At 73.3% G+C, this 13,234-nt stretch carries 14 protein-coding genes and 1 tRNA gene; 5 read left to right on the top strand and 10 right to left on the bottom strand.

The annotated features are described in order from the left end of the window. Positions 1 to 62: 62 nt before the first annotated feature. The 5 genes from ASG49_RS09185 to ASG49_RS09165 form a co-directional block, all read right to left on the bottom strand. A complete protein-coding gene (locus tag ASG49_RS09185; protein WP_056540574.1) occupies positions 63 to 1,028 on the bottom strand; it encodes a siderophore-interacting protein in 966 nt (321 codons plus the stop codon). Beyond that, a complete protein-coding gene (locus tag ASG49_RS09180) occupies positions 1,025 to 1,879 on the bottom strand; it encodes an ABC transporter ATP-binding protein (RefSeq protein ID WP_056540571.1) in 855 nt (284 codons plus the stop codon). The genes ASG49_RS09185 and ASG49_RS09180 overlap by 4 nt, the downstream gene beginning before the upstream one ends. Next, positions 1,879 to 2,832 (bottom strand): iron chelate uptake ABC transporter family permease subunit, encoded by a 954-nt coding sequence (locus ASG49_RS09175; RefSeq protein ID WP_235561994.1) that lies wholly within the window; start codon positions 2,830 to 2,832, stop codon positions 1,879 to 1,881. Before ASG49_RS09175 ends, ASG49_RS09180 begins: the two co-directional genes overlap by 1 nt. Positions 2,833 to 3,032: 200 nt before the next feature. Continuing rightward, complete coding sequence (locus tag ASG49_RS09170) at positions 3,033 to 4,073, bottom strand: iron ABC transporter permease (RefSeq protein WP_235561993.1); 1,041 nt, start codon at positions 4,071 to 4,073, stop codon at positions 3,033 to 3,035. Next, positions 4,070 to 5,104 (bottom strand): iron-siderophore ABC transporter substrate-binding protein, encoded by a 1,035-nt coding sequence (locus ASG49_RS09165; RefSeq protein ID WP_082533974.1) that lies wholly within the window; start codon positions 5,102 to 5,104, stop codon positions 4,070 to 4,072. Before ASG49_RS09165 ends, ASG49_RS09170 begins: the two co-directional genes overlap by 4 nt. A 123-nt stretch (positions 5,105 to 5,227) precedes the next feature. Between ASG49_RS09165 and dcd the strand changes: the two genes are divergently transcribed. From dcd to ASG49_RS09145, 4 genes are all read left to right on the top strand, one after another. Then, positions 5,228 to 5,803: a dCTP deaminase gene (dcd, locus tag ASG49_RS09160; RefSeq protein ID WP_056540563.1), complete on the top strand. Its 576-nt coding sequence runs from the start codon at positions 5,228 to 5,230 to the stop codon at positions 5,801 to 5,803. A 4-nt stretch (positions 5,804 to 5,807) separates the two neighbouring features. Continuing rightward, entirely contained in the window at positions 5,808 to 6,602 is a 795-nt protein-coding gene (locus ASG49_RS09155; protein ID WP_056540561.1) for an SGNH/GDSL hydrolase family protein, read from the top strand. Positions 6,603 to 6,644: 42 nt separating this feature from the next. Beyond that, a tRNA-Gly gene (locus ASG49_RS09150) sits at positions 6,645 to 6,720 on the top strand. Continuing rightward, the gene (locus ASG49_RS09145; RefSeq protein ID WP_056540558.1) at positions 6,720 to 7,388 is read left to right on the top strand and encodes a DUF2461 domain-containing protein; all 669 of its coding nucleotides are present in this window, start codon (positions 6,720 to 6,722) and stop codon (positions 7,386 to 7,388) included. The genes ASG49_RS09150 and ASG49_RS09145 overlap by 1 nt, the downstream gene beginning before the upstream one ends. Before the next feature lie 56 nt (positions 7,389 to 7,444). On the opposite strand, the gene ASG49_RS09140 is transcribed toward ASG49_RS09145, so the two are convergent. From ASG49_RS09140 to ASG49_RS09120, 5 genes are all read right to left on the bottom strand, one after another. Next, positions 7,445 to 8,530 (bottom strand): hypothetical protein, encoded by a 1,086-nt coding sequence (locus ASG49_RS09140; RefSeq protein ID WP_056540557.1) that lies wholly within the window; start codon positions 8,528 to 8,530, stop codon positions 7,445 to 7,447. A gap of 52 nt (positions 8,531 to 8,582) precedes the next feature. Continuing rightward, complete coding sequence (locus ASG49_RS18575) at positions 8,583 to 9,083, bottom strand: hypothetical protein (protein WP_056540554.1); 501 nt, start codon at positions 9,081 to 9,083, stop codon at positions 8,583 to 8,585. Further along, entirely contained in the window at positions 9,080 to 9,841 is a 762-nt protein-coding gene (locus ASG49_RS09130) for a signal peptidase I (RefSeq protein WP_156384258.1), read from the bottom strand. Before ASG49_RS09130 ends, ASG49_RS18575 begins: the two co-directional genes overlap by 4 nt. A gap of 74 nt (positions 9,842 to 9,915) precedes the next feature. After that, positions 9,916 to 10,365: a hypothetical protein gene (locus ASG49_RS09125; protein WP_056540549.1), complete on the bottom strand. Its 450-nt coding sequence runs from the start codon at positions 10,363 to 10,365 to the stop codon at positions 9,916 to 9,918. A gap of 129 nt (positions 10,366 to 10,494) precedes the next feature. Further along, positions 10,495 to 10,953, bottom strand: a complete 459-nt coding sequence (locus tag ASG49_RS09120; RefSeq protein ID WP_056540546.1) for an Rrf2 family transcriptional regulator — start codon at positions 10,951 to 10,953, stop codon at positions 10,495 to 10,497. Positions 10,954 to 11,221: 268 nt separating this feature from the next. Here ASG49_RS09120 and ASG49_RS09115 point away from each other — a divergent pair, with 268 nt between their 5' ends. Then, positions 11,222 to 13,099, top strand: a complete 1,878-nt coding sequence (locus ASG49_RS09115) for an acyl-CoA dehydrogenase (RefSeq protein WP_056540543.1) — start codon at positions 11,222 to 11,224, stop codon at positions 13,097 to 13,099. Positions 13,100 to 13,234: the final 135 nt, after the last annotated feature.

The following is a 13,234-nucleotide window of genomic DNA, read 5'->3' as shown; positions in this document are numbered from 1 at the left end:
GGGCAGTTTCACCGGCTGGCCGGTGAAACTGCCCCGCCTGCCGCCACCCCGCCAACCAACCCCTACGACTGCATCGCCACCCCCCGCCGCCAGTAGCCCATGAAGGCGACCTGGCGGCGGTCGACGCCGACCTCCTGGACCAGCGCGCGGCGTAGGCGGGTGACCATCGTGGACTCGCCGGCGATCCAGGCGAAGACGCCGTCGAGGGGGCCGGAGGTGGGGTTGGTCGCGCGGCCGGCGACCTCCTCGCCGGAGCTGGAGTACGCCGGGGTCTCCCACAGCTCGGGGTCGACCTCGACGACCGCCGGGTCGGCGCCCGGCGCCGACGCCGGCAGCCCGAGGCACTCCCGCACCGCCGGCACCAGCCGGCTGCCCACGTCGCGGTGGCCACGGACCAGCCAGCGGACCTCGACGCCGGTGGGGGCGGGCAGGTCCTGGATGTCGAGGGCGTCGGGCACCTCGAGGAAGACCGTGCCGGACGCGCCGCAGCCCAGGCCGGCCAGGATGCCGGCGACGGCCGGGACGGCGGTCTCGTCGCCCACGAGCAGCAGCGAGGTGGCCTCGCCCGGGGTGAACTCGATGCCGCCGAACGGCACGCCGCGCCGCGGGGCCAGCAGCACCACGCGCATCCCCGGTCGGGCCCGCAGCGCCCAGCCGGCACCGGGCCCGGCGAGGCCGTCCTCGTGGACCACGAAGTCGACGACGAGGCGGGTGTCGGCGCCGTACCCCTCCAGCTCGCGGACGGTGTAGGTGCGCATGTGGCCGCGCTGCGGCGGCGGGAGCGCGCGCCAGTCGGCGTACCAGTCCTCCCCGACGCCCTCGAGCGAGGGCAGCGTGCCGTGCTCCTCGGGCAGCACCAGCTTGATGCGCTGGTCCAGCCACGGGCCGTCGACCCCCATGTCGGCGAGCTGGTCGCCGGCGAAGACGACCCGGACGAAGGACGGGGACAGCCGGGTGACCTCGACGGCCTCGACCTCGGTGAGCACCAGCGGCAGGACGGGCGACGCGGCGGTGGTGGTCGGGCTCATGCGGGGACCTCCTGGGTCCGGTGGCGGGCGGCGCGCCCCAGCGGGACGACCATGGGGGTGCCGGTGACGGGGTCGGGCACGACGCGGCAGGCCATGCCGAAGACCTCGCTGACGCACGGCTCGGTGATCACCTCGGCGGGCGTGCCGGCGGCGACGATGCGACCGGCGCGCATGGCGACGAGGTGGTCGGCGTACCTCGCCGCGAGGTTGAGGTCGTGCAGCACCATCACCACGGTCGTGCTGCGCGCCTCGTTGAGCTCGGCGAGGAGGTCGAGCACCTCGACCTGGTGGGCCACGTCGAGGTACGTCGTGGGCTCGTCGAGCAGCAGCAGCTCGGTCTGCTGGGCCAGCGCCATCGCGATCCACACCCGCTGGCGCTGGCCACCGGAGAGCTCGTCGACGAGCCGCTCGGCCAGGTCGAGGGTGTCGGTCAGCCGCAGCGCCTCGGCGACGGCGTCCTCGTCGGCCGCCGACCAGCGGCGCAGCGCACCCTGGTGGGGGTGGCGGCCGCGCCCCACCAGGTCGACGACGCTGACGCCCTCGGGCGTGACGGGGTCCTGCGGCAGCAGGCCGAGGGTGCGGGCGACCTGGCGCGAGGGCAGCGACGCGATCGCCTCGCCGTCGAGCAGCACCGATCCCCCGGTCGGCCTGAGCAGCCTGGCCATCCCGCGCAGCAGCGTCGACTTGCCGCAGGCGTTGGCGCCGACGATGACGGTGACCTTGCCGTCGGGGACGGCGGTGGTGAGGTCGGTGACGACCGCGCGGTCGCCGTACCCCAGCGTCACGCGCTCGGTGCGCAGCCGGGCCCCGGCCGTCCGGGACCGGTCGGGCAGGGCGGGCAGGTCGGGCATCAGGACCTCCGGGAGGTGCGTCCGGTGGCGAGCAGCCACAGCAGGAAGGGGGCGCCGACGGCGCCGGTGACCACGCCGACGGGGAAGTTCACGTCCGGCACGGCGTACGCCGCGACGTGGTCGGCCGCGACCACGATGATCGCGCCGACGAGCCCGGCGCCGAGCAGCGTGGTGCGGCCGCCGTTGAGGGACCGGGCGATCGGCCCGGCCAGGAACGCCACGAACGAGATCGGGCCGGCCGCGGCCACGCCGACGCCGACGAGCAGCACGGCGACGAGGAGCAGCAGGTCGGCCCGTCGCGGGGGCACCCCGAGCCCGGCGGCGGCGTCGTCGCCGAGCTCGGAGGCCCGGGCCGAGCGCGAGAGCACCACCAGCACCGGCACCACGACGAGCAGGAGCAGCGAGAGCACCTGGATGGTCGGCCAGTCGACCCGGTTGAGGCTCCCGATCAGCCACTGCAGCACGATCTGGGTGTCCCACTCGTCGGCGCGGGTGAAGAGGTACTGCACGGCCGAGTAGAGCCCTGCGCTCAGCGCCACCCCGACCAGCACCAGCCGGGTGCCGGCGTGGGCCCCGACCAGCAGCCGGACCCCGACCGCGACGCCGACGGCGCCGAGGACCGCCGCGGCGGCCAGCGCGACGCCGCGCTGGTCGAGCACCACGATGGTGAACACCGCGGCCGTGCTGGCGCCGACGCTCACGCCGACCACGTCGGGGCTGGCGAGCGGGTTGCGCAACGTGGTCTGGAAGATCGCGCCGCCGACCCCGAACGCCAGCCCGACCAGCACGCCGAGCACGGCGCGCGGCAGCTTGCTCTCCATCAGGATGTACGACGCCCCGGGGATCTCGGTGCCGGTCACGATCCGCACCACGTCGGGCAGCGTGACGACGAAGTCGCCCAGCGTGATCCGCACCAGGAAGACGGTCACCAGCAGGGCGGACAGCAACGCCACCACGAGACGCGTACGCCGCTGCGGCCGCCGGCGGGCGCGGCGTACGACCTCACGCGGGTCGGCCGTCGACGAGCGAGCGGCCCCAGGTCGGGATGCTCCGAGACGAGAGGCACCATCGGTCGGCCCGGGACGGTGCTCTTCGTCTCGGACCACGCCGCCGGGGGGCGCGACCGCACGGGTCAGCCCACCCACCCGGCCGCTCACAGCGCGCCGATCCGGCCGCGACGGACGAGGTGCAGGAAGACAGGGACGCCGACGACGGCGCTCATGATGCCCACCTGGACCTCGCCGGGCGGCAGCACCAGCCGGCCGACGGTGTCGGCGGCGACGACCAGCACCGCGCCGAAGCCGAGGCTCAGCGGCAGCACCAGCCGGTAGTCAGGACCCACCAGGGCGCGTACGCCGTGCGGCACGATCAGCCCGACGAAGGCGATCGGGCCGGCCAGCGCGACGGCCGACCCGGCGAGCAGCACCGTGGCCACGCCGACGACGAGCCGGTCGCGGACCACGTGGCGACCCAGCCCACGGGCGAGGTCGTCGCCGAGGGCCAGCGCGTTGAGCGTCCGGGCGCAGGCCAGGCCGAGCACGGCCCCGACGAGCAGGAACGGCAGCCCGATCAGCAGCACCTCGTCGCCGCGCCCGGCCACGGTGCCGACCTGCCAGAGCCGGAACGACTCGACGGTCTTGCGGTCGACGAGCAGCAGTCCGGAGACCCAGCTGGTGACGGCGGCGGTGAGCGCGGCGCCGGCGATCGCGACCTTGACCGGGGTGGCGCCGTCGCGGCCGACCGAGGCGATGGCGTGCACCAGCACCAGGGCGATCGCCGCGCCGGCGAAGGCCCACCAGACGTAGGCCCGCATGTCGGAGACGCCCATCACCGAGATCGCGACCACCATGGCCAGCGAGGCGCCCGCGTTGACGCCGAGCACGCCGGGGTCGGCGAGCGGGTTGCGGGTCAGGCCCTGCATCAGCGCGCCGACCAGGCCGAGCGCCCCGCCGACGGCGAGCCCGAGCAGGGTGCGGTCGAGCCGGACCGCGGCGATCTCGTGCGTCGGGCTCGTCGGGTCGAGCAGCGAGGTGGGCCCGATCCAGCGGGCGCCCAGCAGCACCGAGGCGACGGCGGCCACGAGCAGCGCCACCACCAGCACCGCGACGGCGGTGACCGCGGACGCGCGCCGCACCCCCGCGGGCCGCGCGAGGCGTCCCGAGGGGGTGACGGGGGTGCTGGTGGCGGTGCTCACGAGCCCTGGACGGCCTTGCTGACCTCGGGCACGAACTCGTCGATGACGAACGGGATCGACAGCGGCGTCGGGTTGGTGACCGCCATCGCGACCTGCTTGTCCGACTCGGCGTAGGCGCGACCCTCGGCGATGGCGGGCAGCTTGCCGACGAGCTTGTCCTGCGTGAACTTCTCCATGTCCTCCGGCGTCTCCGCCCAGGTCAGGAACACGTCGGAGTCCAGCTCGGGGGCCCGCTCGGCCGAGACGGTGCTGTAGAACTCGCCGGGCTTGATCGCCTCCGCGACCGCCGGGGCGTCCTCGAGGCCGAGGTCGTGCATGAACGAGACCCGCGGGTCCTGCGGCGCGTAGATGCCGACGGTCGAGAGGTCGGTGGTGGCGAGGTAGCCGAAGATCATCGAGGCACCCTGCAGCGCGGGGTTGTCCTGCTTGGCCTGCTCGATCCGGTCCTCGGTCTCGGCGGCGACCTCCTCGGCCTGCGAGGTGCGGCCGAGCGCCTGGCCGACGGTCTCCAGCGAGGACTGCCACGGCGTGGTCCAGGGGGCCTCGGGGTAGGCCACGACCGGGGCGATCTTGGAGAGCTTCTCGTACTCCTGCTCGGTGATGCCCGAGTTGGTGGCGAGGATCAGGTCGGGTCGCGTCTGGGCGACCTCCTCGATCGGCGCGCCGTCGGCGTCGTCGTACCGCACCGGAGCCTCGGCGCCGAGGTCCGCCACGGCGGCGTCGAACCAGTCCGAGCTGCCGGTCTCGTTGCCGCCCCAGGTCAGCTTGGTCGCGCCCACGGGGACGACGCCCAGCGAGACGGCGACGTCCTGGTCGGCCCAGCCGAGGGTGGCCACGCGCGTGGGCTCCTCGGTGATCGTGGTCTCGCCGAGGGCGTGCTCGATCGTCACGGGGTAGGCCCCGGCGTCGGCCTTCGTGGTGCTGCTGGAGGCCGCGGCGTCGCCGCCGTCCTCGGTCGAGCCGGTCGAGCAGCCGGTGAGGGCGAGCGCTCCGAGACCGGCGGCCAGGGCGAGGTGCCGCAGTCGCGTCATCAGGTGTCCTTCGGGGAAGATGGGTGGGATAGGTAAGCCTTGGCTTACTTAGGGCACCCTAACCTGACCGCGACCCCCGGACGCAAGGGGTGCCCCCGACCCGGCTGGGTTAGGTTGGCGCCCGTGCTGCTCTCCGACCGCGACATCCTCGCCGAGATCGACCTGGGACGGATCGCGCTCGACCCGTACGACGCGGCGATGATCCAGCCCTCGAGCATCGACTTCCGGCTCGACCGCTTCTTCCGCGTCTTCGAGAACCACCGCTACCCGCACATCGACCCGGCGGCCGACCAGTCCGACCTGACCCGCGAGGTCGTGGCCGAGGGCGACGAGCCGTTCATCCTGCACCCGGGCGAGTTCGTGCTGGGGTCGACCTACGAGACGGTCTCGCTGCCCGACGACGTCGCCGCGCGGGTCGAGGGCAAGTCGTCGCTGGGCCGCCTGGGCCTGCTCACCCACGCCACGGCCGGCTTCGTGGACCCCGGCTTCAGCGGCCACGTCACGCTCGAGCTGGCCAACGTCGCGACGCTGCCGATCAAGCTCTACCCCGGCATGAAGATCGGCCAGCTGTGCTTCTTCCGGCTCTCCTCGCCCGCGGAGCACCCCTACGGCTCGGCGAAGTACGGCTCGCGCTACCAGGGCCAGCGCGGCCCGACGCCCTCGAAGTCGTTCGCCAACTTCCACCGCACCCAGATCTGAGCGCATGACGTTCCAGCGGTACGTCGCCCTGGGCGACTCGTTCACCGAGGGCGTCGGCGACCCCGATCCCGACCGTCCCGCGGGCCTGCGCGGCTGGGCCGACCGCGTCGCGGAGGTCCTCGAGGACCGGGCCCGCGACGCCGGCACCGGCTTCGGCTACGCCAACCTGGCCATCCGCGGCCGCAAGCTGCTGCCGATCCTCGACGAGCAGCTCGAGCCCGCGCTGGCGCTCGCCCCCGACCTGGTGACGGTCCACGCCGGAGCCAACGACGTGCTGCGCCCGCGGGTCGACCTCGACGCCCTCGCCGCGGCGTACGACGAGGGGGTGGGGCGTCTCGCCGCCACCGGCGCCCGGGTGGTCGTCTTCACCATCTGGGACCCGGGCGGGTCGGGGATCTACGGCGCGCTGCGCGGCCGGATGGCGGTCTTCAACGAGCACGTCCGCGAGATCAGCGACCGCCACGGCACCGACCTCGTCGACATGTGGCGGATGCGCGACCAGCCGGTGAACGAGCTGATGGACAGCGACCGGATGCACCTCAACGCCCGCGGCCACGACGCGATCGCGCGGGCGGTGCTCGCCGAGCTCGACGTCGCCCACGCCGTGCCGCCGCCCGAGCCGTTCGTCGCGCTGTCGCTGTCGCGCCGCGAGCAGCTGCGCGAGGACGCCCGCTGGACCCGGGAGTTCCTCGTCCCGTGGGTGCACCGCCGCCTCACCGGTCGCTCCTCGGGCGACGGGCTGGCCCCGCGGCGCCCGACCCTCGCACCGGTGCTGCCGCGCACCGACCGCGTCGGGTAACCTCGGCGCTGGCGTCGCCCGCTCCACCACGGCGACGACCACGCGGATGTAGCTCAGTTGGTAGAGCGCGACCTTCCCAAGGTCGATGTCGCGAGTTCGAGTCTCGTCATCCGCTCCATGTCCTCCTCCCCGGCAGCCGGTCCCACCGGCGCGTTCGCGGGGTTCCCGCCCGCCGCGCTCGACTTCTACGACGACCTCGAGCTCGACAACACGCGGTCGTTCTGGGAGGCGCACAAGCAGGCGTACGCCGACCACGTCCGCGCCCCGATGCTCGCGCTCACCGAGGCGCTGGCGCCCGAGTTCGGCCCGGCCAAGGTCTACCGCCCCTACCGCGACGTGCGCTTCTCCAAGGACAAGACGCCCTACAAGGAGCACCAGGGGGCGATCGTCAGCACGGCCCCGGCCACCGGGTGGTACGTCCAGGTCGCCGCCCCCGGCGTCCGGGTCGGCGCCGGCTCCTACCGCGCCGACGGCCCCGACCTCGCCCGGATCCGCGCCGCCATCGACGCCGACCACTCCGGCCGCGAGCTCGAGCGCCTCCTGCAGCGGCTGACCTCCGAGGGTTTCGAGGTCGGTGGCGAGCGGCTCAAGACCACGCCGCGCGGCTGGTCGGCCGACCACCCCCGCATCGACCTGCTGCGCCACAAGTCGCTCTTCGTCGGCCGCCACTACGGCTTCGAGCCGTTCGTGCACACTCCCGAGCTCCTCGACCACGTCCGCGAGGACTGGCGCCGCCTCCGCCCCCTCGTGGAGTGGCTCACCGCCCGCGTCGGCGTGCTGGGCTGAGGGGGCGGGTCGGGTCGTCTCGACCGGCGGGACAGCCGGCCCAGCCGGCGACCCGGCTACTCGTCCCGGGTCGCCCGCCGCTTCCACTTGCGGCGCTTGCGGTCGAGGCGCTCGACCTCGGTCTCCAGCACGCTGACCCGCGCCCGGAGGGTGGTGTTGTCGCCGAGGGCGTCGCCCAGGGCGTCGACGGCGACGGCGAGCTGGTCGCGGGCGCTCGGGAGCGTGGTGGGCTCGCCGGATTCGAGGAGGCCGAGCAGGTCGCCCTGGAGGTCGTAGCCGCCCGCCTCGAGCGTGGTTCGCCACCGCTCCACCAGCGGGGCGAGCGTGTCGGTCGCCACGGTCGGCATGGCGGCGGCCTCCGCGTCCGCGCGGGCGTCCGAGGCGTCGGGCACGAAGAGCCCCGTGCTCGCCCGGGCGAGCGGCGCGTCGAGCTGGCGGTTTACGCGACGCAGCACCGCAACGCCGGCCGGATCGGCGTACGACGGGACGCGGACGGGCAGCCGGGCGGCGACCTCCTCGTCGAGGCGCAGCTCACGGACCACGCCCGCCCACTGGCGCGCCGGGTCGCGGTCGGCGACCACGTGGACCCGGTCGTGGTGCAGCGTCCACGCCCAGCGCGCCACGAGCGAGCCGAGCTCGTGGCCGGCCCAGTAGTCCTCGCCCTGCCGGTGCTCGCGGGCGCCGCCGGTGGCGTGGGCGAGCACGCGGGCGGCGTACTTCTCCCACCCGGTGCCCGAGCCCCGTCGCAGCTCGGCGAGCCAGGCGCCGTAGAGCTGCGCGGAGAACGCGTCGAGGGTGAGCACCAGGTGCACCTCGACGCCGATCAGCGGGTCGAGGGCGAGGCGCAGCTGGTCCTTGTCGGCGGCGCCGAGGTCGGGGGTGGAGACGACGCTGGTGCCGCGGTGCTCCCAGACCCGGTCGCAGATCCGCGCCCAGCGGCCCTCGACGTCGCGTCGGGCGAGGTCGGCGTCGCGGTGGGTGCGCAGCAGCTCGTGCGTCGCGAGCCCGGCCTCGTCGCGGGTCGCGACGACCCGGACGCCGGCCTCGCCGAGCGCGTCGGCGTGGTGCTCAAGGGTCGCGGGGATGACGGGCCGTGCCGCGTGGGGCAGCCCGAGGTGCCAGACCAGCCTGCGTCGTGCCATGGCTCCGAGCCTGGGGGTGCTACGCGTCCGCGCGGTGAACGGTGGAGGTCCGTCAGGGAACCGTCGTGGGGACCGTGGTCTCCTCGGCCGCACCCGCGACCTCCGGTGCCGTGGTGGCCGTCTGCGTCGGGGCCGGGCTCGGCGCGTTGCTCCCCGCCTTGCCGCCACCCGTCTGGCCCTTTCCGGGCTGGGGACCCGAGCTGCCCGGCTGCCCGTTTCCCGGCTGCCCGTTCGGGTGGCTGTTGCCCGGCTGCCCGTTCGGCTGCCCGTTCGGCTGCCCGTTGAGCTGGCCGTTCGGCTGGCCGGGTGGTCCGGGCTGGTTGCCCGGACCGGGCTGCCCGACGCCCTGGTCGTCGTCGTCCTGCTCGTCCTGCTCGTCCTGGTCGTCCTCGTCGACGTCGGGGAGCGCGAGGTGGACCGGCATCGACCACACCTGCAGCGGGGCGGCGGAGACGATCAACCGGGCCGCGCTTCCGGACGTCAGCGCCGCCGGGAGCGCCAGCAGCCCGACCAGCACTGCGGCGAGGGTGAACGCCGCCCAGAGCCGCCTCACGGGACGAGCACCTTGCGCGGCGGCGGGGGTGCGACGCGACGGCCGGTCGGTCGCAGCACGCCCCTGGGAGCCGCAGTGCGCGGGGCCGGGACGCGGCGACCGGTGGGCCGCAGGGCGGAGGGAGACGGTCGCCCGAGCTCGGCGTGGTCGCCGGTGCGCTGGGTCGGGATGACCGGGTGGACGCCTGTCGCCACGAGCACCAGGTCGCGGTCGTCGGGGGCAGGCACGGTGATCGACGCCGGGTCGGGCGTCGGCCGGTCGCAGGAGTCGACCTGCTCCTGGTCCTTGCGGCGGGGACGGCTGTCCCAGCCCAGGACCAGCAGCGTGGCCAATCCGGCTGCGACCCCCGGGAACCAGGGATGCTGCGGAAGGTGGAGGACCCAGGCCTTCTGTGGAAGGTAGAGCCACGAGGCCCCGACGACCTCGTCATCGGTCGGTTGCCACGGGTCCGGGGTCGGGTTGTTGTCGCCTTGCATCGTGTAGCCACGAACTCCATCGCCGCCGATGATGCGGTGGATGACCCGGCCACCACCCGCGACCTCGAAGGTGACGATGTCGCCGACCTCGTAGGTGTCCTGCTTTCGGGTCACGACCAGGTCACCGGTCGCGTAGGTGCCGTCCATGCTGTGGCCCGACACCTCGATGTATGCCGCCGGCCCCCCGATGACGGTGGGCGCCAGGGTGAAGAACCACACCCCGAGCAACGCGACTACGCCAAGGTTCGTCAGCTGACCACGGATCAGGCGCACGATCGACATCGACACTCGCAGGTGTAGGAGGGGCCGGACGGGGCGGCGGCACGTCGTGGACGCGCCGCCGCCCCAGGATGCTGCTAGTTGCGGCGGGTGCCGTAGGCCTGGTTCTCGAAGCCGGGGTCGATGCTGACGCGCACCGCGGTCAGGTCCTCGGCCGGGAACGCCTGGTTGAACGACAGGCGGACGTACTGGTTGCCGGCGCTCTGCGCGGGGACCCGGCCCGAGGCGCGGACGTTGCTACCGTTCTGCACCTTGGCCGACCCGTCCTCGTTGGTCCACAGGACCGTGACGGCCTGGTCCGAGCACTGCGCACCCGTGAGCTTCACCAGGGCCGTGTCCACGGTGGGCACCGCGAGATCGTCGCGGAAACCCCACTCGACGACCTTCGCGCTGCTCGCGCAGGTGAGCTTGTCGGTCGTCCCCGTCTGCACCGGGTTCGCGCTGACGCCACCAGCGAAACCGGCGGCGGAGGCGGCACCGACGGCCGCGACAACGGCCACCACGGGCACGACGATGAGCTTCTTCATGATGTCTCCTCGGATGAGCGGGGGTTCCCCCTGCGTCCCGCCACTCCTCGCGAGCACTGCGGCGACGGGTCCAAGGTTCGTCGCGACGACCCCCTCGGGGCATCGTCAGAATTGATGAAAAGCGCGCACCTAGTGCGGCTGCCAGGCGTCCTCGTCGGTGGTGCGCGCCTCGACCTCGGGCGGCAGCGTGCGGGTGGCGAGCGCCTCGATGGTGACGTTCTCGAACACCTCGCGCAGCGCGCTCCGGGCCGCGATCCAGGCGTGCTGGAGGATCTGGGCCGACTCGTTGTACTGCACGGCCTCGGGCCGCAGGCCGTAGACGCTGACCAGGGGACCGTCGACGGCGCGGATCACGTCGGCGACGGTGACGTCGGCCGGGCGTGCGGCGAGCCGCCAACCGCCGGACTGGCCGCGCTGGCTGACCACGATGCCGGCCCGGCGCATGTCGGCCAGGATCGCCTGCAGGAACCCGTGCGGGATCTCCTGGAGTCGTCCCAGCTCCTCCGCGCTCACCGGCCGCCCGTCGTCACGGTTGGCGATCTCGATGAGTGCCCGGAGGGCGTAGTCGGCCTTGGCGGAGACGCGCATGGTCGCAAGTCTGGCAGAACGCTCGGCTTACCCGAGCTGATCGAGTAGGTCGTCTTGCCGCGCGCCGTCCTCCGGGGCCGTACCTCGGGGCTCTCCCCGCGCTGTCTGCGAGGAGTTTCGCCCACCAGGACGGGCGAAAGTCGGCCCGGACACATTCGGCGGTTGCGCTTGCGTGGCCGTCCCGGACGACGGATACTCAAGTTACTGAGCGGTAGAACTCAGCAGTAGGACGCCCGCGACCGGGCACCGAGACGAGATGGGTGGGCCCATGAGCCACTACAAGACCAACATGCGGGACATCGAGTTCAACCTCTTCGAGGTGCTCGGCCGGGACGAGGTCCTGGGACAGGGCCCGTTCGAGGCGATCGACGGCGAGACCGCCCGGTCGATCCTCGGCGAGGTCGAGCGGCTGGCTCGCGAGGACCTCGCCGCGTCGTACGAGGACAGCGACCGCAACCCGCCGGTCTTCGACCCCGCGACCCACACCGCCCCCGTGCCGGCCAGCTTCAAGAAGAGCTACGAGGCGTGGCGCGACGCGGAGTACTGGCGGCTGCAGCTGAGCGAGGAGCTCGGCGGCACCCCCGCCCCCGCGAGCCTGATCTGGGCCCTGGGCGAGATGGTGCTCGGCGCCAACGCCCCGATCTGGATGTACGGCGCCGGCCCGGCCTTCGCGGGCATCGTGCACCGCAACGGCAACGACCGCGACAAGCAGATCGCCCAGCACATCGTGGACCGCCAGTGGCACACCACGATGGTGCTCACCGAGCCCGACGCCGGCTCCGACGTCGGCGCCGGTCGCGCCAAGGCCACCCCCAACGAGGACGGCACCTGGAACATCACCGGGGTCAAGCGCTTCATCACCTCGGCCGAGAGCGACCTGACCGAGAACATCATCCACCTCGTGCTGGCCCGCCCCGCGGGCGTCGACGGCGTCGGCGGCCCCGGCACCAAGGGCCTGAGCCTCTTCATCGTGCCCAAGACGCACTTCGACGTGGAGACCGGCGAGCTGACCGGCGAGCGCAACGGCGTCTACGTCACCAACGTCGAGCACAAGATGGGCATCAAGGTCTCCAACACCTGCGAGGTCACCTTCGGCGACCCGTCGGTCGGCGGCGGCGAGCCCGCCCGTGGCTGGCTGCTCGGCGAGGTGCACAACGGCATCGCGCAGATGTTCCAGGTCATCGAGAACGCCCGCATGATGGTCGGCTCCAAGGCCATTGCGACGCTCTCGACCGGCTACCTCAACGCGCTGGAGTTCGCCAAGACCCGCGTCCAGGGCGCCGACCTCACCCGGGCGGCCGACAAGACGGCTCCGCGCGTCACGATCACCCACCACCCCGACGTACGCCGCTCGCTGATGGTGCAGAAGTCCTTCTCCGAGGCGATGCGCTCGCTCGTGCTCTACACCGCCTCGTGGCAGGACCGGGTGCAGCTGGCCGAGCACCGCGGCGAGACCGACGAGCTGGCGATGCGGGTCAACGACCTGCTGCTGCCGATCGTCAAGGGCTACGGCTCCGAGCGCTCCTGGACCCTGCTGGGCACCGAGTCGCTGCAGACCTTCGGCGGGTCGGGCTTCCTGCAGGAGTACCCCATCGAGCAGTACGTCCGGGACGCCAAGATCGACACCCTCTACGAGGGCACCACGGCGATCCAGGGCCAGGACTTCTTCTTCCGCAAGATCGTCAAGGACCAGGCGCAGGCCCTCGGCCACCTCGCCGGCGAGATCGAGGCGTTCCTGACCAGCGAGGCGGGCAACGGCCGGCTCAAGAACGAGCGGGCGCTGCTGGCGCAGTCGCTCCAGGACGCCCAGGCCCTGGTCGGGCTGATGATCAACACCCTGATGAGCGCCGACGAGTCGGCCGAGGGCGGCGACATCCGCAACATCTACAAGGTGGGCCTCAACACCTCCCGCCTGCTGATGGTGCTCGGCGACGTCGTCTGCGCCTGGCTGCTGCTCAAGGGTGCCGACGTGGCCCTGCAGAAGCTGGGCGGCGAGGTCTCGGCCAAGGACAAGGCGTTCTACGAGGGCAAGGTCGCGGCCGCGCAGTTCTTCGCGCAGCACAACCTGCCCCGGACCAGCTCCGAGCTCGCCATCGCCGAGGGCACCGACCTGTCGCTGATGGACCTCGACGAGGCCGCCTTCTAGGCAGCACCACCGCGCCACCGGACCCGGCCCCTCCCACCCTGGGGGCCGGGTTCGTCGCTTCCACGCATGGAGCGGCCCGGTTGGGGCACACTTCTGCACAGCCCCGTGCGGCCGCCCCGGCCCGCGACCCTCACG

The organism is Marmoricola sp. Leaf446, assembly GCF_001424755.1.
Lineage (GTDB): Bacteria > Actinomycetota > Actinomycetes > Propionibacteriales > Nocardioidaceae > Marmoricola.
This window is presented reverse-complemented; position numbering and strand designations above follow the sequence as displayed.

Bases quoted from the DNA above. Each gene is read 5' to 3' on its own strand.
- ASG49_RS09155 (WP_056540561.1), top strand. From the start codon at position 5,808: ATGACGTTCCAGCGGTACGTCGCCCTGGGCGACTCGTTCACCGAGGGC.
- ASG49_RS09140 (WP_056540557.1), bottom strand. From the start codon at position 8,530: ATGGCACGACGCAGGCTGGTCTGGCACCTCGGGCTGCCCCACGCGGCA.
- ASG49_RS09125 (WP_056540549.1), bottom strand. From the start codon at position 10,365: ATGAAGAAGCTCATCGTCGTGCCCGTGGTGGCCGTTGTCGCGGCCGTC.
- ASG49_RS09145 (WP_056540558.1), top strand. From the start codon at position 6,720: ATGTCCTCCTCCCCGGCAGCCGGTCCCACCGGCGCGTTCGCGGGGTTC.
- ASG49_RS09120 (WP_056540546.1), bottom strand. From the start codon at position 10,953: ATGCGCGTCTCCGCCAAGGCCGACTACGCCCTCCGGGCACTCATCGAG.
- ASG49_RS09165 (WP_082533974.1), bottom strand. From the start codon at position 5,104: ATGACGCGACTGCGGCACCTCGCCCTGGCCGCCGGTCTCGGAGCGCTC.
- ASG49_RS09115 (WP_056540543.1), top strand. From the start codon at position 11,222: ATGAGCCACTACAAGACCAACATGCGGGACATCGAGTTCAACCTCTTC.
- ASG49_RS09185 (WP_056540574.1), bottom strand. From the start codon at position 1,028: ATGAGCCCGACCACCACCGCCGCGTCGCCCGTCCTGCCGCTGGTGCTC.
- ASG49_RS09130 (WP_156384258.1), bottom strand. From the start codon at position 9,841: ATGTCGATCGTGCGCCTGATCCGTGGTCAGCTGACGAACCTTGGCGTA.
- ASG49_RS09180 (WP_056540571.1), bottom strand. From the start codon at position 1,879: ATGCCCGACCTGCCCGCCCTGCCCGACCGGTCCCGGACGGCCGGGGCC.